The following is a 20,253-nucleotide window of genomic DNA, read 5'->3' on the forward strand; positions in this document are numbered from 1 at the left end:
AACCGCCTCAGCTCTTGATCATTTCCCGCACCTTCGCCGTCAACAGATCGAAGGTGAACGGCTTGGTGATCATCTGCATGCCCGGGTCGAGGAATCCGCCGCGGACGGCGGCGTGTTCAGAGTAACCGGTGATGAACAGAACCTTCAGCCCGGGTCGGTATTGCCGGCCGATTTCTGCCAGCTGCCGACCGTTCATGCCCGGCAGGCCGACGTCACTGATCAGCAGATCAATGCGCTGGGTAGAATTCAGGATAGGCACGGCACCGTCAGCGTCACTGGCCTCGACAAATCCATAACCCAGTTCACTCAATACCGCGCTGACCAGCACGCGCACGGCCGGGTCGTCTTCGACGATCAATACGGTTTCGCCTTCCACGGCGTCGGGGGCCTGCTCTGTGTGCGCCGGCGCGTGAGGCAATGATTGGCCCTGGAAGCGTGGCAGATAGAGTTTGACCGTGGTGCCTTCATCGATCTTGCTGTCGATCGAGACGTGACCACCGGATTGCTTGCTGAAACCGTAGATCATCGACAGGCCCAGGCCGGTGCCCTGACCGATCGGCTTGGTGGTAAAAAACGGGTCGAACGCGCGATTGATCACGCTTTCGGGCATGCCGCAACCGTTGTCCATCACGCTCAATACGACGTAATCGCCGGGCTCCAGGTTGCTGTAAGCGGCGGTGAAGTCGCTTCCCAGCACCTGATTCCCTGTCTCGACCACCAGATTGCCGCCGTCGGGCATCGCGTCGCGTGCGTTGATCACCAGGTTGAGCAGGGCGCTTTCCAGCTGATTGGGGTCGGCCTCGGCGACCCACAATTGGTCGTGCAGGCGCATGTCCAGTTGAATGCTTTCGTTGAGGCTGCGCCGCAGCAGCTCGCTCATCGATTGCACCAGATCGTTCATTTTTACCGCTTTGGAATCCAGCGACTGCCGTCGGGAGAACGCCAGCAGGCGATGGGTCAGGCCAGCGGCGCGGTTGGCCGAGGTCACACCGAGGTCGATCAGGCTGTCGAGATCGTCCAGCCGGCCACGGGCCAGCCGCCTGCGCAGCAGCTCGAGGCTGCCGATGATACCGGTCAGCATGTTGTTGAAGTCGTGGGCGATACCGCCGGTGAGCTGACCGACCGCTTCCATCTTCTGTGACTGACGCAGGGCTTCTTCGTTGTGCCGCAGTTGCGCCGTGCGCTCCTCGACTTGCTGCTCAAGGGTTTCGAGGGTTGATTGCAGGCGCCGTTCGCTTTCGCTCAGATCGATCAGTCGATCGCGGGCCTCGTATTGTCGTCGTCGCCCGCGCAGGGCAGTGGAGATCAGGCTGACCAAGGTCACCGGATGGAAAGGGCGCTCAAGAAACGTCACGTTACCCAACAATTTGCTGAGCTGTGAGGAGGGGCCCTGTCCTGATCCGCCGTGATGCGTCAGCAACACAATTGGAAGGTCTGACCATGCGGGTTGTTGATCCAGATATACCAGCAGGGATTCCAGCTCCGGGCCCCGCAGGGCCTCGGCGGCAATCACCAGCAGCCCGGCACCGTGTTCCAGTTCGGTACAAAGGGTTGCGAGGTCGGGGGTGATCAGACCGCCATATCCGGCCTCGTTGAGTATCATCAGCGCAACCTGGCTGTCGCGACCTAAGGGGGCGAGGATCAGTGCCCGCTCCGATAGCGGTACGGTGACAGTCACTAGTTGTCATCCTTAAGCAGCGGGTTGCTCGCGCCGAGGTAGGTGGGCACGCCGCGCAGCACGCCCTGGAAGGCATCCAGCGGTTCCCCGATGGTCATGCCGCTCTTGGAAATACGGTATTCGCGAATGGTTGATTCGTGGCTGCCAGTACGTTTCTTGATGATCGAAATTGCCCGGCGAACCTTGCCGAGCGCTTCGAAATAACGCAGCAGAATCACCGTGTCGGCGAGATAGGTAATGTCGACCGGGGCCTGCATGTCGCCAACCAGTCCATGCTGGGCGACGGTCATGAACGTGGCGGCGCCCTTGCGATTCAGGTACAGCAACAGTTCGTGCATATGCAGTACCAGCGCGTTTTCTTCCGGCATGGCCGCCTGATAGCCGTTGATACTGTCGATCACCACGGTCTTGATGTCACCTTCATCGACACAGCGTCGTACCCGGTGGGAGAACTCGCCGGGGGACAACTCGGCAGCGTCCACCTGTTCGATCAGCAGATTGCCGGTGGCCTGCAGGGCCTTGAGGTCGATGCCGATGTTGTTCATGCGTTCGAACAGCAAGCCCAGTTCTTCGTCGAAAATGAACAGGGCGGCCTTTTCACCACGGGCCACGGCCGCTGCCGCGAAAATCATGGTGATCAAGGATTTGCCTGTGCCCGCCGGCCCCAGAATCAGCGTGCTGGAACCGGCCTCGATACCGCCACCGAGCAGGGCGTCCATTTCCTTGATGCCGCTGGACAGTTGCAACCGTGGGTAATCGCCGCGGTGCTCCGCTGCCACCAGGCGAGGAAAGACGTGCACGCCATCGCCCATGATGGTGAAGTCATGGAAGCCGCCACGGTATTTCTGCCCTCGGTACTTGATCACTCGCACCCTACGGCGCTCGGCGCCATAGTTAGGGGTCAGTTCTTCAAGGCGAATCACGCCGTGAGCGACACTGTGCACGGTTTTATCGAGGGATTCGGTAGTCAAGTCATCCAGCAGCAACACCGTGGCGTCGTAACGCACAAAGTAATGCTTGATCGCCAGAATCTGCCGACGGTAGCGCAGGGAACTCTGTGCCAGCAGGCGGATTTCCGAGAGGCTGTCGAGCACGACCCGCGTGGGTTTGAAGCGCTCGACCACTTCAAAAATCTGTTTGGTCGCCTCGCCCAGTTCAAGGTCGGAGGAGTAGAGCAGGCTCTGATGATGCTCGGCGTTGAGCAGGCTTTCCGGGGGTGTCAGCTCGAAAATCTCGATGTTTTCGTTAAGTTCCCAGCCGTGGGACGCCGCGCCCTGACGCAATTCGCGCTCGGTTTCGGAGAGCGTGATGTACAACGAACGTTCGCCGGCACGGGCACCGGCCAGCAGAAAATGCAACGCGACGGTGGTTTTACCGGTTCCAGGCTCGCCCTCCAGCAAGAAAACGTGACTGCGGGACAGGCCACCGGCCAGGATATCGTCCAGCCCTTCGATGCCGGTGGCGGCTTTTGCACTGATCAACGCGTTCGATGTAGACAAAAAATGCCCTCTCATGACTAGGGAAAACGAGGCAGCGGGCGCCGGGCGCCGTTTCGCACTGCCTGAATACTTGACCCTTTGCCGAGACGACGGTTCCGAGTTTCTTGAGGGGCGTGTCGGGAAGACCGCTAGAGGCCTTGCTGCAACGAGGGATCGTCGGGGTTCATCTGTTCGAGCTGGGCCAACAGAATCTGTACGTTCTGCAACTGGCCGCTTTCTTTCCAGTAATTGATCAGCAGCACCCTGGCCTTGCGATCGGCAGGGTGACGCTGAACGATTTCCTGCAACTGTTTTTGCGCCGCTTCCAGTTCTTCGGCGCTGTGCAGGGTGGTAGCGAGGTCGTAACGGTAATCCTTGTTGTCAGGCTCCAGTTCCACGGCTTTGGACAAGCCGAGCAGGGCGTACTCGCGTTGATCGTGGTGCAGCAGCCAGAGCCCCAGGGCATGTTGCAGATAAGCCGAATCGGGCTGGGCCTTCAATTGTCTGGCGAGCAATTGTCGGGCGTCGTCGCTCTGGCCCTGACGGTCAAGCACTTCGATCTGCATCACCAGCGCCGGCAGGTTGCCGGGGTCGAGGCGCAGGGTGTGCTCCAGTGCATGCTGTGCCTGTTTCAGGTCGGCGTTATGCAGATACAGGCGCGCCAGTTGCAGGTAATTGGCGGCGCTTTGCGGCTGGCTCTTGAGCGCCTGTTCCCACACGTCGATCCCTTGCTGCAACGGCGCGAAATACAGGCCCAGTTGATCCGGTGACAAACCGAGCAGAGCGTTGATCGCAGCAAAGCGTACAGTCTGATCCTCATCGTCGAGCAATGGGCCCAGCAGCAGACTGCGCTGGCCGCCCGGCACCAGGCCGGTCACACTTTTGATTGCCGCCAGCCGCACTTCCGGTGCTTCGTTTTGCAGATCGGCGTCCGCCAGCTTCAGGGCCTGCGGGCTCGGATAGTTGGGCAGCTCCGCATGCAGCCAGACGCGCCGCTTGACCGACAGATCCGGACGCCCCAGTTGCTGGTACAGAACCCGCGCAGCACCCGGTTGGCCGGCACGGGCGGCGGCCAGCGCTTCGCTGTACCCATGCCTGATCGCTTCCGGCACCACGGGCGCGGTACTGCGCAATGACAGCCAGGCCACGAAAAGGATCAGCACAAGGCCGAGGCTGATGAGCAAATAGCGGCGAGACTGAGGCATGCGAATTTCCGAAACTTTCGTTTTGTAGCGGAGGTCGCAAGCTTCTGTCAGCTCGCGCCGTGAGTCAAACCCTCTGCCCGATATGACCTGCTACGGGCGTTGAATCGACCTACAGCATGTGTCGACCTTATTAGCCGTCATGCCTTCCATGCAGTGTCTACGCTTGCAGAAGTTGTTTTTACGAGGCTATCCATGCAATCCCTGCTCATTTATTTCAAGGCGGTGATCCACCCCAGCCAGGCGGTGCTGTTGTTTGGTTTGCGCACCATTGCCGCCGGATTGCTGACGTTGTATCTGGCGTTCCTGTTCGATCTGGATCAGCCCAAGTGGTCGATCATGGCCGTGGTGATCATCAGTCAGCCGCTGGCCGGGATGGCGCTCGCACGCAGCTTCGGGCAAATCATCGGGACGACCCTTGGCGCGGTGGTGGCAGTGGTGTTGATGGCGATTTTCCCTCAGGCGCCGTTGCCGTTCATCACGACCCTGGCGTTGTGGCTGGCCCTGTGCACGGCCGGCGGCACGTTGCTGCGCTACACCAGTTCCCAGGCGTTCGTGCTCAGCGGGTATACCGCCGTCGTGGTGGCGCTGCTGGCGATTCCGGATCAGGACGGCACTTTTCTGCTGGCGGTGACCCGGGTCACCGAGACCTTGCTGGCGGTGGCGTGCGTGTGCGTGGTCAGCCTGTTGACGGCGCGGCCCGAGGCGGTGTCGCGCAACTATTTCGCGAAAGTCGATCAGGTGATCAGACTGGTCGCCACCCATTCGGCCGCCGTGTTGCGCACCGAAGAAAGCGAAGCGGACTTTCAGCGCCGGCAAATGCAGTTGTTGGGGGAAATCAGCGCCCTTGAGGGCCTGCGCCGGCATTTGTATTTCGACGCCCCACGCCTGCGCAGTGCTAACAATCTGGTGCTCTTGTTGGGTAATCAATTGATGCTGCTGACCTCGCGCCTGACCGCGTTGCGTCACCAGCGGGAACTGCTCACCGAGCGTTGGGAGGGCGATCTGCCGCTGGAGATCCAGCAATTGCGCGCAGAAGAACTGGCCCTGCTGGACCAGCTCGCGCAGCAAGGGCGCTCATTGCCGGCCGAGGTGCGGCACCGGTTCGTCGCGCTGCAACAGCAGTTCGAAGGGCTCGCCTACAAGGCCGAACAACTGACGGAAGACATGAGTGCAACCCTGCGTTCGCTGGCGTGGGCATTGCGCTGGGAACAGGCGCGGCTGTTACAGCAGCTGGAGCAGATTCTCGAACTGAGCGATGCAATACAGGAAGGGCGCGAGGCCAGTTGCATGTTCCGCGGCCAGTCCAGCCCCTTGCACCTGGATTTCACCCTCGCGACGATGAACGCCATTCGCGCCTTCAGCGCACTGCTGGTGGCCGGGCTGATCTGGATCGAAACCGCTTGGGACGGTGCGCGCGGTGGAATGATTCTGGTGGGCATCCTGTGTTCGCTGATGGCGACGTTTCCACGCCCGCTGATTGCCGCGCAGAGTTACGCCCGAGGATTGGGACTGGCCTTGGTCGTCTCGGCGTTCTATCAGTTCATGCTGGTTCCGGCGATCAGTGATTTCGAAATGCTGGCCTTGCTGCTTGCGCCTTTGCTGTATGTGATCGCAGTCGGGCTGGCCAGCCCGGCCACCGCTGGTATCGGTATGGGCCTGGGGTTGTCGAGTTTCCTGATGCTCGGTCCGCAGAACGTCGGCACCGGGCAGAACACCGCCATTCAATGGTTCGAGTTTGCCGGGGCCTACGTCAGCGCGGCAATGCTGGCTCTGATCGTCTATGCCTGGATCTTTCCGTTCCGCCCCGTGCTGAGAATTCGGCGCTTCTACAATGAGGCACGGGAGCAGGTCTACCAACTGACCAAGAGCCCGGCCACCGACGAACAGCAATTTGCCTTCGAAAGTCGCATGGTTGATCGCCTGACCTCGATGCTGGGCGTGTTGCCGGCCGCCAACGATCGGGACATGCAGCGCCTGTATGAAATCAGTCTCGCCTGTGTAGCGCTGGGTGTGGCCATGCACCAGCTCAGGCAACAGGCACAGAACAACGCCTTGCTCACGGACGCTTTCGGTCGGCAGCTGTCGACGGCATTGCATCAGACCGGTCGTTTCGTCGCCGGCCGACCGGACGTGCGCCTGACACCGTTGCTGACGACGCTGCATGCGCTTGGCGATGAGTTGGATGCCTTGCATGTCGCCACCCATGAACACTTGTGGTCAGTGTTTCGCATGCGTGTGGCCTTGTTGATCGTGGTGTCGTTTCTGGAACGACATGGCGAGCATTTGCAGCCCGACCGTCCTGAAGGAGAGCCCGTCCTTGCCCATTGATTTCGAGATCGGCGGCGTTTACCTGCCTCCCATCGCTCAGGCCCTGTTGCTGGCCATACCGGTTTTTCTGCTGCTCGACTGGGGATTGCGCCGACTCGGCGTCCTGCGTTTTGTCTGGCACGAGGCACTGTTCGAAGGCGCCTTGTATGCCTGTGTGTGCGCTGCACTGATTCTGCTGATGGGAGCCTGAAACCTTGAAGACGTTGCTCACTCGATTGACGACATTGGCGGTGGTGCTGCTGGCAGTCGTGCTTGGCTGGTTTGCCTGGGAACATTACACCCGGGCCCCGTGGACGCGAGATGCGCGGGTGAGGGCGGATGTGGTGACGCTCTCGGCGGATGTCTCGGGCCGCATCGTTTCGCTGGCGGTGCAGGATAATCAGCATGTCGACAAGGGCCAGTTGTTGCTGGAAATCGACCCCGCTCGCTACAGCCTGGCTGTCGAGCATGCAAAACGCTCGGTGGAGGTCGCGAGGGCCACGCTCGGTCAGTCGCAAGCGGCCATTGTCGCCAGCGAAGCGTTGCTCAAACAGCGCCAGAGCGAAGAGCGTCGGCGACGTACGCTCAAACAAGGTTTCGCGATTTCCGGGGAAGAGTGGGAGAAGTCCAGCACCGATGTGGCGGTGGCCCAGGCCGATCTGTTACGCAATCAGGCCAATCTCGGTCTCGCCGAAGCGAACGTGCAACTGGCGATTGCCGCATTGACCCAGGCGGAACTGGATCTGCAACGTACCCGCGTCGAAGCACCGGTCAGTGGTTATGTCACCAATCTGCTGACCCGTCAGGGGGACTACGCGGTAGCGGGTGGCCCCCTGCTGGCGTTGGTGGACAGCGGCTCCTTTTATGTCAGCGGCTATTTCGAGGAAACCAAGTTGCCACGGATCGAGGAGGGTGACCGGGTGCGGATCGAATTGATGAGCGGGGAAAAATTTGGCGGCACCGTACAAAGCATCGCCTTCGCCATTGCTGACCGGGAAAATGCGCCGGGCAGTCGATTGCTGGCCAACATCAACCCCAGTTACACCTGGGTGAAACTGGCGCAACGGGTACCGGTGCGGATCGGCATCGATCCCGATTATGCAGGCAAGGATCGGCTGAGAGCCGGCACCACCGCGACAGTTACGGTGCTGGAAAACCAGGAACGTCAGGAACAAAAAAGCCCCGCGACCGAATGATACGCGGGGCAAAGAATTTGGTTGGTTGCGGCCAACCAAAGGAGCTCTTTAAAAAACTGTTACTTGCTGGCGACCGTCTCTGGCTGCCAGCCACCGCCGAGGGCCTTGTAGATCGCGACGATGCCGCGATACAGATCCACTTCGGCCTGGGCCTGGCTGTCTTCAGCGTTCAAACGTTCACGCTGGGCGTCGAGCAACACCAGGAAGTCGGTAGTGCCTTCGCGGTAGCGGATTTCAGCCAGATCGGCAGCCTTGCGGCTTGATTCGCTCTGACGGATCAGCGAAATCAGGCGTTGCTGACGTTTGCCGTAATCACTGAAGGCGTTTTCCGACTCTTCCAGCGCCAGCAATACTTGCTGCTCATAGTTCGCCAGTGCCCCTTCGGCATCGGCATCGGCGCCACGCAGGCGGGCCCGCACGCTGCCAAGGTCAAACGCCGCCCAGGTGATGCTCGGGCCCAGCGCCCAGGCGTTGGCCGCCGAGGAACCGATCTGCGAACCACGCCCGGCTGTCCAGCCGAGGAAGCCGCTGAGGCTGACTCGGGGAAACAGGTCGGCCTTGGCCACACCGATACGCGCCGTGGCCGAAGCCAGTTTGCGTTCGGCGCTGAGGATGTCCGGACGCCGTTGCAGCAGTTCGCCCGGATCCCCGATCGGCAAGGCCTTGGCAATCGCCGGCAAGTCTTTCGGGCTCAGGTCGACAGTCAGTTTGTCCGGGCGCTCACCCAGCAGGGTGGCGATGCGGTTTTTCTGCCGTGCCTGCTCTGCCTGTAACTGCGGCACGCTGGCTTCGACCGACGCCAGACGAGCATCGGCCCGCTCCACATCGAGTTGATCGCCCACGCCGGCGTCACGCAGACTGATGGTGATCTTGCGCGATTCCTGCTGGTTGTTCAGGTTGGCCAGCGCGATCTTTTCCCGCAGCTGAGCACCGCGCAGTTGACCGTAAGCGTCCACCAGTTCGGCAATCATGGTGACTTGCAGTTGGTACAGATCGGCTTCAGCGGCTTGCTGGTCGGCGTCGCTGGCTTCCAGATTGCGCTGGATGCGTCCGAACAGGTCCAGCTCCCAGGCCATGTCCAGACCCAGGTCATAGCGCTCGCTGTTGACCCGGTTAGTGGTCTGGCCGGGGATCTGTCCCTTGGCCAGGTCACTGCTGGCGCGGCTGGTGATGGTCGGCATCGCATCATTGCTGGCGTCGTCACGGATCGCCCGGGCGGCTTTCCAGCGGGCGAACGCCACGCGCAGTTCACGGTTGCCTTGCAGCGATTGAGTCACCAACTGGTTGAGGGTCGGATCGTCGAACTGCTGCCACCAGATGCCTTCGAATTTCGAACGGTCGAAGTTCTTCTGGCCGGCGGCGCCGTCGGTGGCGGACGTGATGTTCGCCGCCTCCGTCGTCGGGGTCTTGTAGTCAGGGCCGACGGCGCAGGCACTCAGGGCCAGCACCAGCAGGCTCGGCAGGAAGACTTTCAGACTCATTGATGCGCCTCCAGTGGCTTTTGAAGAGTGTGCGCCTTGGCCGCTTTGCGCGCTTCACCGCGCTCCACGAAGTTGCGGATCAGCACATAGAACACGGGGGTCAACAGCAGCCCGAAGAAGGTTACGCCGAGCATCCCGGAGAACACCGCCACACCCATGGCATGACGCATCTCGGCACCGGCACCGCTGGAGAACACCAGTGGCACCACCCCCATGATGAACGCGAACGAGGTCATCAGGATCGGCCGCAGACGCAGACGACAGGCTTCCAGTACAGCGGCCAGCGGATCGAGGCCTTCTTCCTGCTTATCCTTGGCGAACTCGACAATCAGAATCGCGTTCTTGCACGCCAGGCCCACCAGTACGATCAGACCGATCTGGGTGAAGATGTTGTTGTCGCCGCCGGAGATGATCACACCGGTGATGGCCGACAGCAGGGTCATCGGTACGATCAGGATCACCGCCAGTGGCAGGCTCCAGCTTTCGTATTGAGCCGCAAGCACCAGGAACGCCAGCAATACGCAGAGCGGGAACACGAACAGCGCAGTGTTGCCGGACAGAATCTGCTGGTAGGTCAGGTCGGTCCACTCGTAGGTCATGCCGTTCGGAAGTTCATCCTTGAGCAGTTTCTCGATGGCTTTTTCGGCCTGTCCGGAGCTGTAGCCCGGGGCTGCCGCACCGTTGATTTCAGCAGTGATGAAGCCGTTGTAGTGCATCACGCGATCCGGGCCCGAGGTGTCGCTGACCTTGATGAAGGTCGCCAGCGGGATCATTTCGCCTTTGTTGTTGCGTACCTTCAGCTGGCCGATCTGGTCGGATTCGAGGCGGAACTGTTGCTCGGCCTGAACGTTGACCTGGTAGGTGCGCCCGAAGCGGTTGAAGTCGTTGGCATACAGCGAACCCAGGTAGATCTGCAGGGTGTCGAAGATGTCGCTGATGGCCACGCCGTGGGTCTTGGCTTTTTCCCGGTCGATGGCGGCATCGACCTGCGGCACGTTCACGGTGTAGCTGGTGAACAGGTTGGCCAGTTCCGGAACGTTATGGCTCTTGGCAATAATGTTCATGGTTTCTTTGTACAGCTCTTCGTAGCCCAGGTTGCCCCGGTCTTCGATCTGCAGGCGGAAACCTCCGATGGTACCCAGCCCCTGTACCGGCGGCGGCGGGAAGATTGCCATGTAGGCTTCCTGAATCCCGGCGTACTGGCCGTTCAAGGCACCGGCAATCGCACCGGCGGACATGCTCGGGTCCTTACGCTCGTCGAACGGTTTCAGAGTCACGAACACGATGCCGGCGTTCGGGCTGTTGGTGAAGCCGTTGATCGACAGGCCCGGGAACGCTACTGCACTTTCCACGCCCGGCTGTTTCAGTGCCAGGTCGGACATGCGCTTGATCACGTCTTCGGTACGATCCAGGCTCGCGGCGTCCGGCAGTTGTGCGAAGGCCACCAGGTATTGCTTGTCCTGGCCGGGTACGAAACCGGTCGGCGTGCTGGAGAAACCGAAGAAGGTCAGCACCATCAGGCCTGCGTACAGGAAGAGGGCGATGCCGCTGCCACGGATGACCCGGCGCACGGTACCGACGTAGCCATGACTGGCGCGGTCGAAGAAACGGTTGAACGGACGGAACAGCCAGCCGCCGAAGATCTTGTCCAGCACTCGCGAGAAACGGTCTTTCGGCGCGTCGTGGCCTTTGAGCAATACGGCGGCCAGCGCTGGCGACAGGGTCAGTGAGTTGAAGGCCGAGATCACGGTCGAGATCGCGATGGTCAGTGCGAACTGCTTGTAGAACTGACCGGTCAGGCCCGAGATGAACGCCGCCGGTACGAACACCGCACACAGCACCAGCGCCGTGGCAATGATCGGGCCCGTCACTTCGCCCATGGCCTTCTTGGTCGCATCGAAGGGGTTGAGCCCCAGTTCAATGTTCCGCTCGACGTTCTCCACCACCACGATGGCGTCGTCCACCACGATACCGATCGCCAGTACCAGGCCGAACAACGACAGGGCGTTGAGCGAGAAACCGAACAGGTGCATTACCGCAAACGTACCGATCAACGATACCGGCACCGCCACCAATGGAATGATCGAGGCGCGCCAGGTCTGCAGGAACAGGATCACCACCAGAACCACGAGAATCAGTGCTTCGAAGAGGGTGTGAACCACCGCCTCGATAGAGCCGCGCACAAAGATTGTCGGGTCATAGACGATGCTGTAGTCCATGCCTTGCGGGAAGCTTTTCTTCAGTTCTTCCATCTTGCCGCGAACTTCGTTCGAGATTTCGATGGCGTTGGAGCCAGGACGCTGGAAGATCGGGATCGCTACGGCTGGCTGGTTGTTCAGCAACGAACGCAGGGCGTATTGGCTGGATCCCAGTTCGACGCGGGCGATGTCCTTAAGACGAGTGATTTCACCATTGTCGCCGGCGCGAATGACGATGTTCTCGAACTCTTCCTCGGAGACCAGGCGGCCCTGAGTGTTGATCGACAGCTGGAAGCTTTGCGCCGTCGGAGCAGGCGGAGCACCCAGTTGACCGGCGGCCACCTGACGGTTCTGTTCGCGAATGGCGGTCACTACATCCGTCGCGGTCAGATTGCGCGAAGCGGTCTTGTTCGGGTCGAGCCATACCCGCAGCGAGTAGTCGCCCATGCCGAACAGTTGCACGTCACCGACACCACCGAGGCGAGCGAGCTCATCCTTGATGTTGAGGATCGCGTAGTTGGACAGGTACAGCATGTCGTAGCGTTTGTCCGGCGAGGTCAAGTGCACAACCATGGTCAGGTCGGGCGAGGCCTTGTCGACGGTGATACCGATGCGCGTCACTTCCTCGGGAAGTTTCGGCTCGGTTCGGGTCACACGGTTCTGTACCTGCACCTGCGCGTTGTCCAGGTCGGTGCCCAGGGCGAAGGTGATGGTCAGGGTGATCTTGCCGTCAGCGGTGGACTGCGAGGACATGTACAGCATGTTCTCGACGCCGGTGATGGCCTGCTCCAGCGGAGCCGCCACGGTTTCACCGATGACTTTTGGGTTGGCGCCCGGGAAGTTGGCACGCACCACCACGGTCGGTGGCACGACTTCCGGGTATTCGCTGATCGGCAACTGGAACAGCGAAATCGCACCGGCGATCAGGATCAACAGCGAAAGCACCGCTGCGAAGATCGGCCGTGAAATGAAGAATTGGGAAAAATTCATCGGAGTTGTCGTCCCTTAACCGCGTGGGGTCGCAGCAGCCAGTTTCACAACCGAACCCGGCGCGCCTTTGGCAGGTGCGACTTTAGGCAGGTTGCTGGCTTCCAGCGCTTGTCGTTGTTGAGCGAGAGCGGCAAGGGTTTGCTCGCTGGCCATCGGGATCACTTCAGGCGAAACCGGGGAGCCAGGACGAACCCGTTGCAGACCCTTGACGATGATCGTGTCGTCCTTGTTCAGGCCGCTGCGCACGATGCGCAGGCCTTCGATCTTCGGACCGAGTTCGACGGCGCGGTAGGCGGTCTTGTTGTCGCCGTCCATCACCAGTACGAACTTCTTGCCGAGGTCGGTACCGACCGCTTCGTCATTGATCAACATGGCGTTGTAGGTGCCGCTGCCGACCAGCTTCAGGCGTGCATACAGACCCGGGGTGTAGGTGCCGTCGCTGTTGTCGAACACGGCGCGACCACGGATGGTGCCGGTCTTCGGGTTGGCCTGGTTGTCGACGAAGTTCATCTGGCCCAGGTGCGGGTTGCCGTCTTCATTGGACAGGCCCATGTACACCGGAGTGGTGGCGCCGCGCTGACCCTGACGGGCGAGCTGGGTGTATTTGAGGAACACACGTTCATCCGCGTCGAAGTAGGCGTAGACCTTGTCGGTGGATACAACGCTGGTCAGCGGGGTGGTGTCGGCAGTCACCAGGTTACCGGCGGTGATCTCGGCGCGGCTGACGCGGCCGCTGATGGGCGCTGTGACGCGGGTGAAACTCAGGTTGAGTTTGGCCAGATCCAGTTGCGCTTGCAGCGCGCCGACAGCGGCGCGTGCTTCCTGTGCAGCGCTGGTGCGCGAATCAGCCAGCTCAGCGGAAATGGCGTTGCTGGCACGCAGACGTTCGCCACGGCCGGCTTCGTTTTCACTGCGGGTGGCGTTGGCACGGGCCTGGGCAACCAGAGCTTCGAGGCGGCGGACCTCAGCCTGGAACGGACGCGGGTCGATCTGGAACAGCAGGTCGCCTTTCTTGACCAGTGCACCTTCGGTGAAGGCGACGTCGTCGATCTGGCCGGAGACCCGCGGACGGATTTCAACGGTTTCCGGCGCCTCCAGGCGCCCGGTGAATTCGTCCCACTCGTTGACCGGTTGTTCCAGCACCTTGGCCACGCTGACTTTGGCAGCAGGCATGGCCGCAGCGGTTTCCGGAGTCTTGCCACAGGCGCTCATCACCAGTACGGCCAACATAGCCAACGGGAAGCGCAAATGTTTGAGTGATTGTTCCATGGATGCATCCGCCAATGTATTGAAGATGGGCGGATGATGCTCGGCGGGTTAGTAGCAAACGAATCGAATGACACGAAGGTAACTATCATTCGGAATGATATAAGCCCGAGTGAAGCCCTCTAGCATGCGCCTTTCGTTAGGGGGCTATCAATTGGGGTTGTGGTAAAGCTGTGTTGCACAGTGAGCAACGATGCAACTCAGCGTACCCAACATACAGGGCTCTGAAACAGAGGCGGTTTCTAAGGAATGCGAATACCCAAGGAGTTCAGCGTTGGCGTATCCATCCTGCCATTTACGGTTAACGCATTGTCCATTTGAAATGCCATCAGTGCACCACGGGTTGAATTGCCCAATACACCATCAATAGCGCCTTGGTAATACTTGCGCACCATCAACGCTGTCTGCACACGGATGACAAGATTACTTCTCTGTTCATTTGCCTGACGGGTTTTAGACGTTGCCGTATTGGTGCTTGTAGCAGCTCCAGAGGGTTGATAGAAAGAGTTGCCCGTCGAGGAACCGGAAGTATTGCCAGACTCATAGGCCGACGTTCTTGGCGCACCGTAGCTGCGGGTGCTTGTAGCGGGTGGGCTGTAATAGCGAGGTGCGCTATAGCCACCAGAGCCGCTGTAGTGGGAGCTATGAGAGCTGTGCGAACGGTGTGAGCTGTGCGAGCGATGGGCCGCGTAGATGTTCACTGCACCGGGTGCGTTAAGCGTGTCAGTGAAGACTGGCGGTTGGGTTTTGTCATTGGGTTGCCAATTCGAATCAGCAAGCGGCATCTGGCTAGCCTGTGTCAAAGTGGTACCGGTAAACGGCAACAGGGTTATCCCTCCAATCAGGACTTTCCAGTGCTCAAGCAGTTTCACTATGCGCTCCTTGCGTAGGCACTGAAGGCCTCCGTTGATAATTGATGCACTCCGCGGCTTTGCCACCTTGTGGTATGAGATTTGAAGAAACCTGAGCAATGTTTGACGGCTGCACATTGATGGCAGGCGTCGACGAACAGATTTTTCCAGTCAGAAATGCTCTGGCGGGTGAAACGCGAAAGATGCGCAGGAACCAAGCACAGAGGAAGGTTGTAGATCGAGACAGGCATGCCGCGATTGAACAGAAAATAGACGGCCTGACTCAATGAGTCCTGATAGTCCAGCGGATCTATCCAAAGTTCTTGATAGTGTTTTCTGGCCAACCCGGTACTTTCGATACCCATCATTGCGATGTGCCGAACAAACGGAAGATTTCTGAAGATGTAGTGCGCCAATTCCGGCAGTCGTGGAGTGGTCAGGCGATTGAGTACAACACGGATCTCAATGATCTGGTTGGCTCGAGCCAAGTTGTAGAGGCCTTGAAGGGTTTCGCTGAAAGCCCCCGGGGCCTGAACCACATGATCATGATCTTTGGCGTTGTCAGCATACAAGGGAATTCCCCAGCTCAATTGAGGATGCTCAATGACGGACAGCGACTCAATCCAGCTGGGATCCTTGAAAAGTCGCCCATTGCTCAATACGTGGATGGATTTTAGCGGGATCACAACTTTGCACTTGGCGAGAATCTCCAGCAGTCCTTCACGATAGAGGGTTGGTTCCCCTCCACTGATACCGAGGTTTTCTGCACCGGGATCCATCAGCTCGATCAGACGAAGGTTTTCTTCTATGTGCCAACGATCATCAATGTCCTTGGGGGGCTGAGAGCACATCAGACACAGACTGTTGCAACGATCCGTCATGAACAGCAGGTTACTGTCCGAGCCGCGACGATACAGCACACGAACCAAAGTGCTGCCGAAAGTAATGCCAACGACGTCACCCGGGCGAACTACTTCCGGGTCTTTCGGCGAGTGGAGTTGTAACTGATGGCTATCAATCTCTGTGGCAACATCTTCGGGAGTCAGAAAACCACCGACTGGCAGCGAAAGTAGATGAGGGGCACGATCAAGTTCTGCGCTGGGTAGCCAGAGCAACAGATCACTGAAGTCCGCCTCCCCAGCGCATACTGCCAAGCCCTGCTCGATAAGCTCGACAACCGTAATGACTTTGAGCAGGCGTGATTCAGTCAGATTTCGGATCTCGAAATGGGTATCTTTGCGCAACATTGTTCTCAGCCCCCATAACCAGGGAAACGAACGTCGGCAAAAGAGCGCCGGTTTAGCCAGGAGAGTAAAACTCGCTGGACGTCGGCGTCGCCATCTCGCAAGAGACCAAAAAGGTGCTTTAGCAATCCCATGTTCTTCTTGCAGAAGCTACTGAAAGCCCGATGACCAATCGGATCTCCTTGTCGAGCAAAGTGCTCCACAGGATCTGCGCCACAGTAGGGTACAAGTGCACAATCTGAACAGCCGGGGAGAGCCTCAGCCACGCCGCTTGCAAGCAGTACTTGCATGACTGGCGATGCAAGGAGCTCGGGCAACGGCTGGTGAACAGATCCTAATCGTAGGCCCGCCTCTCCCATTTCCAACAGCATTCGAGACTCATCGGAGGGGTAGACATAGCCATCGTAGTTGTAGACCAGTGCTGCCGTGCCTGCGCCTAGTGGTGAGCGTAAATCGACATAACCGGAAGAGAAGGGTGTCAGGATGTTTTTCAGCAACAGGCTCGCGTAGCTTTCCGACAGGTAGATACCTTGCCGATTAATCTCCAGAAGGTAAGCCAGCGCCTCTTTGTAGAACGCCAGATAACGCACAATTGGGTAATCAAGTCGCCGCGCACTTTTCGAGGCAAAACCGTAGGGGCTCAAAGGGCGGAGTGAAATGCTTGAAAAACCGTGCTTCACATACTCATCAATGATCTGTTTGGGCTGGTCGAGACTCCTCGACGTTAATGTGGTCAGCGCAGAGACCGCATCGTGCCCAAGGCGCTCACGAACCCAATCAATACCTTTGACGGTTCGTTCATAAGAATCACGAGAAGGCGTGGGGCGATTGGCATTGTGTAATGGGGCAGGGCCATCGAGCGAGGTTGAAAACTGGATGCGATGTTGTTTGGCGAAATCGAGGATTTCGTCCGTTAGGTGATGCAGCGTTGTGGTGATGACAAACTGGATTTCCCGTTGCTCACTAATGTTTCGCATAGACACCCGCTCAACAATCTGGCGAATGCGGTCGAAGGCGAGTAGTGGCTCACCACCCTGGAATTCTACAGTTAGCGTATTGGCGTTCGATTCGAACAGCCGCTCAACAGCCGCTTTTGCGTCGGTTTCCGACAGGTCATGTCCAGAACCGCTCAAAGGAGCGCGTGAAACCTGACAGTACTGACAGGTGTGATTGCAACGGAGTGTCACGACAAAAATATGTAGCGCCGGTCCATGGAATAGAAAGTCTTTACGACTACGATACTGGGCCGCTATTTCGGGGACAGGATCATGTCCCCCTTGGTCGTAGATGAAGTGACGGGCGATCAAGTCTTTGTAAAACGGTGTATCTGGCTGGATCTCGAATCGGCAGAGAGCCTGAAGCTGCGAATCAGTAATGTACATGTACTCACCCGTTTCAGCGGTGAGCAGGATGTCTCGATCATGCCCGGAGTTCATACGCATGAAGCGCAACGGAAGCAGCCGATAAACGCGGGCGTCAGTCGCAAGAAGCGTCACTGAGCTATCCCGCAGCCGGTAAGTGCCGCGCGTGCCAGCACCTCGCGCAATCCAGCGGTTTCACGGCTGATGTGATCACGTAGCGCAAAATCATTGAGATACTGGAGGGTCAGTGCGCGAGCGCGGTCTGCCGAGAAGGTCAAGTCGCTTTCGGAGGGGAAGATTGTCAGGACGATCCGATTGGGCTCGATGTGGATCTGAATAGCCAAGGTTTCTGCCAGGCTGTAAACGGATCTCTGCACCACACTGAGAGAGTACACAGCATCGCTGAGACTCAAAGTGACTGGCCATGTCATCGGATTGATCCTTGAAAACCCTAAAGTTGTTGGGGATTTTGTCAGGGTTTGAGGCTAATTGCCATCATCCTTATGCCAAACTATCCGGATCGCCAAAAAACATCTGAATCCGCGATCTTAACCACCGTTCCCCCGGATCATTATCCTGCGACCCACGCCAGGCCATGTGCAGTTCGAAGGTGCGGGTCGGCAACGGTGGGTCTTCGGCGCGCAAGCCGCCAGCCGCTGTCAGGGCATCCGCCGTGTAATCGGGGACGGTCGCTACGATGTCGGTGCCTGCCAGCAGCGTCCCCAAGCCGTTGAACTGCGGCACGGCCAGGACCACATGCCGCTTGCGTCCGAGTTTTTCCAATTCTTCATCGACGAAACCACTGAGGTCGCCGGCAAACGACACCAGCGCGTGCGGTCGGGCGCAGTAATCGTCCAGGCTCAGCGGCCCCGGTACAGTATCGGCGCGCAGCAACTTGGGGGCGCTGCGGCGCAGCACCTTGCGCTTGGCGTTGGCCGGCAAATCGGTGGTGTAGCTGACACCGATGGAAATTTCGCCGGAGGCGAGCAGGCCGGGCATCAATATGTAGTTGACGCGACGCACCACCAGCACGATGCCGGGCGCTTCGGCGCGCAGGCGCTTGAGCAACATTGGCAACAGCGCGAATTCGACGTCGTCCGACAGGCCGATGCGGAATACGGAAGTGCTGGTGGCCGGATCGAATTCGGCAGCGCGGCTGACGGCGGTGGAAATCGAGTCCAGGGCCGGGGAGAGCAGGGCGAAGATTTCCACCGCGCGGGCGGAAGGCTCCATGCTGCGTCCGGTGCGCACGAACAAAGGATCGTCGAACAGGCCGCGCAGGCGTGAAAGCGCCGCGCTGATCGCCGGTTGTCCGAGGAACAGCTTTTCCGCCGCACGGGTCACGCTGCGCTCATGCATCAGCGTTTCGAACACGATCAACAGGTTGAGGTCGACACGACGCAGGTCATTACGATTCATCTGGAGTCCTGGCAGAGTCATCAAGCTTGACGAGAGCGACCATATGAGAACAATGGCCGGCATGAATCTTACGGGGAAAGGCTGGTACTCTGCACCGGGTAATTCAGCTTTACTGAGAAGGCGGCAGCAGATTTTTCATGGATTTTTTCAATGCTGGCCATGCTGCGGAATCAATGACAGGCATGTCGACTATTAATAGCCACTGATAGTCTTGGCTGGAAAGCCCAGATAGAGTTCAGGGCATTAGAGGTTACTTTGACGAGGTTTGCGATGTCCCGCACGATCCGTTTTCACAAGTTTGGTCCGGCCGAGGTGCTCAAATGCGAAGAGCATGCGGCTGCTCAGCCAGGTCCTGGCGAAGTGCAGGTGCGTGTCGAGGCGATCGGCATCAGCTGGTATGACACGCTCTGGCGTCAGAATCTGGCGTCGTCCCAGGCGCGCCTGCCTTCCGGTCTGGGCCATGAAATGGCCGGCGTGGTCACCGCGGTCGGCGAGGGCGTCGAAGATCTGGCGGTGGGCGACAAGGTGGCCAGTTTCCCGGCCGAGAGCCCCAATGATTATCCGGTCTACGGCGAGCTGATCGTTCTGCCGCGCACCGCGCTGACCCGGTACCCGGACGTGCTCAGCCCGATTGAAGCCAGCGTGCATTACACGCCGCTGTTGATCGCCTATTTCGGATACGTTGATCTGGCACGGGTCAAACCCGGGCAGTTCGCCCTGGTGACCGACGCCAGTCACTGTGCCGGGCCGTCCTTTGTCCAGTTGGGCAAGGCGCTGGGTGTGCGGGTAATTGCTGCCACCAAAACGGCGGAAGAGCGTGAATACCTGCTGTCTCTCGGTGCCGAGAAAGTGATCGTCACCGAAGAAGAAGACCTGTTGATGCGGATCAACAAGATCACCGACAACCGCGGCGTCGACGTGGTGTTCGACGGTCTCGGTGGGCCACAGATGTCGTTGCTTGGCGATGTGCTCGCGCCACGTGGCAGCCTGGTGCTGTACGGCTTGCAGGGTGGCAACCAGACGCCGTTCCCGGCCTGCGCAGCGTTCCAGAAAAATATTCAGTTCTTCGTGCATTGCATCGGCAACTTCACCGGCAAGCCGGAGCTGGGCATCATCCAGGACCACGTCGCCTTGCAACGTGCCTTGCGTGATATCAATCAACTCACGTCTGACCGAGTATTGCTGCCGCTCAAGACCCGGGTGTTCCCGTTCAACGAGTTTGTCGAAGCTCACCGCTACATGGACGAGTGTCCGTGCCGCGAGCGGGTTGCCCTGCAAATCGAACCTGCCTGACCTTTCCTGTCAGAGTCCGTGGCCCCACGGACTCTTGTGCGTTTTATCCTTCAGACATCGAGAAACCCTGGGCCTGATACCTGGGGAAGTTCAGCAACTGAACTGGTTTTTGCTCGTGATCTGTATCTTCTAATTGCCCTCCAGACCCTGATAATTGAATGACTACTTTCATCTCAAGGAATGAGCCATGTCTGTGCATTCTATTTGTTCCGTACAGTCTCGATCGGCTGTTTATTGTCGCGATTCAAACTTCTGTTTAAAGTTTGTAGGGGTGTCATGTAATCCC

The 20,253-nt window shown here is 59.0% G+C and carries 15 protein-coding genes; 4 read left to right on the forward strand and 11 right to left on the reverse strand.

From position 1 onward, the window contains the following. Nucleotides 1-7: 7 nt before the first annotated feature. The 3 genes from ACKJSM_RS17310 to ACKJSM_RS17320 all read right to left on the reverse strand — a co-directional run bounded on the left by ACKJSM_RS17310 (nt 8) and on the right by ACKJSM_RS17320 (nt 4,361). Nucleotides 8-1,678, reverse strand: coding sequence for an ATP-binding protein (locus tag ACKJSM_RS17310; RefSeq protein WP_410238376.1), 1,671 nt, complete (start codon nt 1,676-1,678; stop codon nt 8-10). Continuing rightward, nucleotides 1,678-3,177 carry an ATPase domain-containing protein gene (locus ACKJSM_RS17315; protein ID WP_236178551.1) on the reverse strand — a complete coding sequence of 500 codons (1,500 nt, stop codon included), beginning with the start codon at nt 3,175-3,177 and terminating at the stop codon, nt 1,678-1,680. The genes ACKJSM_RS17310 and ACKJSM_RS17315 overlap by 1 nt, the downstream gene beginning before the upstream one ends. A 128-nt stretch (nt 3,178-3,305) precedes the next feature. Further along, nucleotides 3,306-4,361 (reverse strand): tetratricopeptide repeat protein, encoded by a 1,056-nt coding sequence (locus ACKJSM_RS17320; RefSeq protein WP_236178552.1) that lies wholly within the window; start codon nt 4,359-4,361, stop codon nt 3,306-3,308. A 192-nt stretch (nt 4,362-4,553) separates the two neighbouring features. Here ACKJSM_RS17320 and ACKJSM_RS17325 point away from each other — a divergent pair, with 192 nt between their 5' ends. The 3 genes from ACKJSM_RS17325 to ACKJSM_RS17335 are packed head-to-tail and all read left to right on the forward strand — an operon-like array spanning nt 4,554 to nt 7,864. Further along, on the forward strand, nt 4,554-6,689 hold the full coding sequence (locus tag ACKJSM_RS17325) for an FUSC family protein (RefSeq protein WP_410238377.1): 2,136 nt from the start codon (nt 4,554-4,556) through the stop codon (nt 6,687-6,689). Continuing rightward, nucleotides 6,679-6,879 carry a DUF1656 domain-containing protein gene (locus tag ACKJSM_RS17330; RefSeq protein WP_039768281.1) on the forward strand — a complete coding sequence of 67 codons (201 nt, stop codon included), beginning with the start codon at nt 6,679-6,681 and terminating at the stop codon, nt 6,877-6,879. Before ACKJSM_RS17325 ends, ACKJSM_RS17330 begins: the two co-directional genes overlap by 11 nt. A gap of 4 nt (nt 6,880-6,883) precedes the next feature. Next, nucleotides 6,884-7,864 carry an HlyD family secretion protein gene (locus tag ACKJSM_RS17335; RefSeq protein WP_236178554.1) on the forward strand — a complete coding sequence of 327 codons (981 nt, stop codon included), beginning with the start codon at nt 6,884-6,886 and terminating at the stop codon, nt 7,862-7,864. A gap of 59 nt (nt 7,865-7,923) precedes the next feature. Here ACKJSM_RS17335 and ACKJSM_RS17340 read toward each other — a convergent pair whose 3' ends face one another. From ACKJSM_RS17340 to ACKJSM_RS17375, 8 genes are all read right to left on the reverse strand, one after another. Beyond that, nucleotides 7,924-9,345 carry a TolC family protein gene (locus tag ACKJSM_RS17340; RefSeq protein ID WP_339488777.1) on the reverse strand — a complete coding sequence of 474 codons (1,422 nt, stop codon included), beginning with the start codon at nt 9,343-9,345 and terminating at the stop codon, nt 7,924-7,926. Continuing rightward, nucleotides 9,342-12,533, reverse strand: a complete 3,192-nt coding sequence (locus tag ACKJSM_RS17345) for an efflux RND transporter permease subunit (protein ID WP_339488779.1) — start codon at nt 12,531-12,533, stop codon at nt 9,342-9,344. The genes ACKJSM_RS17340 and ACKJSM_RS17345 overlap by 4 nt, the downstream gene beginning before the upstream one ends. A gap of 15 nt (nt 12,534-12,548) precedes the next feature. Continuing rightward, complete coding sequence (gene mexE, locus ACKJSM_RS17350; RefSeq protein WP_410238378.1) at nt 12,549-13,802, reverse strand: multidrug efflux RND transporter periplasmic adaptor subunit MexE; 1,254 nt, start codon at nt 13,800-13,802, stop codon at nt 12,549-12,551. A 239-nt stretch (nt 13,803-14,041) separates the two neighbouring features. Continuing rightward, nucleotides 14,042-14,671 carry a His-Xaa-Ser repeat protein HxsA gene (gene hxsA / locus ACKJSM_RS17355; protein ID WP_410238379.1) on the reverse strand — a complete coding sequence of 210 codons (630 nt, stop codon included), beginning with the start codon at nt 14,669-14,671 and terminating at the stop codon, nt 14,042-14,044. After that, the gene (hxsC, locus tag ACKJSM_RS17360; protein ID WP_410238380.1) at nt 14,671-15,897 is read right to left on the reverse strand and encodes a His-Xaa-Ser system radical SAM maturase HxsC; all 1,227 of its coding nucleotides are present in this window, start codon (nt 15,895-15,897) and stop codon (nt 14,671-14,673) included. Before hxsC ends, hxsA begins: the two co-directional genes overlap by 1 nt. Before the next feature lie 5 nt (nt 15,898-15,902). After that, nucleotides 15,903-17,390 (reverse strand): His-Xaa-Ser system radical SAM maturase HxsB, encoded by a 1,488-nt coding sequence (gene hxsB, locus ACKJSM_RS17365; RefSeq protein ID WP_410238381.1) that lies wholly within the window; start codon nt 17,388-17,390, stop codon nt 15,903-15,905. Further along, nucleotides 17,387-17,686 carry a His-Xaa-Ser system protein HxsD gene (gene hxsD, locus ACKJSM_RS17370; RefSeq protein ID WP_410238382.1) on the reverse strand — a complete coding sequence of 100 codons (300 nt, stop codon included), beginning with the start codon at nt 17,684-17,686 and terminating at the stop codon, nt 17,387-17,389. Before hxsD ends, hxsB begins: the two co-directional genes overlap by 4 nt. A gap of 70 nt (nt 17,687-17,756) precedes the next feature. Continuing rightward, complete coding sequence (locus ACKJSM_RS17375; protein ID WP_410238383.1) at nt 17,757-18,674, reverse strand: LysR family transcriptional regulator; 918 nt, start codon at nt 18,672-18,674, stop codon at nt 17,757-17,759. Nucleotides 18,675-18,944: 270 nt separating this feature from the next. Here ACKJSM_RS17375 and ACKJSM_RS17380 point away from each other — a divergent pair, with 270 nt between their 5' ends. Further along, the gene (locus ACKJSM_RS17380; RefSeq protein ID WP_236178724.1) at nt 18,945-19,967 is read left to right on the forward strand and encodes a zinc-dependent alcohol dehydrogenase family protein; all 1,023 of its coding nucleotides are present in this window, start codon (nt 18,945-18,947) and stop codon (nt 19,965-19,967) included. Nucleotides 19,968-20,253: the final 286 nt, after the last annotated feature.

The organism is Pseudomonas sp. PHC1, assembly GCF_046487845.1.
GTDB lineage: Bacteria > Pseudomonadota > Gammaproteobacteria > Pseudomonadales > Pseudomonadaceae > Aquipseudomonas > Aquipseudomonas sputi.

Coding starts and splice junctions, on each gene's coding strand:
- ACKJSM_RS17320 (WP_236178552.1), bottom strand. CDS start 4,361: ATGCCTCAGTCTCGCCGCTATTTGCTCATCAGCCTCGGCCTTGTGCTG.
- ACKJSM_RS17325 (WP_410238377.1), top strand. CDS start 4,554: ATGCAATCCCTGCTCATTTATTTCAAGGCGGTGATCCACCCCAGCCAG.
- ACKJSM_RS17340 (WP_339488777.1), bottom strand. CDS start 9,345: ATGAGTCTGAAAGTCTTCCTGCCGAGCCTGCTGGTGCTGGCCCTGAGT.
- ACKJSM_RS17345 (WP_339488779.1), bottom strand. CDS start 12,533: ATGAATTTTTCCCAATTCTTCATTTCACGGCCGATCTTCGCAGCGGTG.
- mexE (WP_410238378.1), bottom strand. CDS start 13,802: ATGGAACAATCACTCAAACATTTGCGCTTCCCGTTGGCTATGTTGGCC.
- hxsC (WP_410238380.1), bottom strand. CDS start 15,897: ATGTTGCGCAAAGATACCCATTTCGAGATCCGAAATCTGACTGAATCA.
- hxsD (WP_410238382.1), bottom strand. CDS start 17,686: ATGACATGGCCAGTCACTTTGAGTCTCAGCGATGCTGTGTACTCTCTC.
- ACKJSM_RS17375 (WP_410238383.1), bottom strand. CDS start 18,674: ATGAATCGTAATGACCTGCGTCGTGTCGACCTCAACCTGTTGATCGTG.
- ACKJSM_RS17380 (WP_236178724.1), top strand. CDS start 18,945: ATGTCCCGCACGATCCGTTTTCACAAGTTTGGTCCGGCCGAGGTGCTC.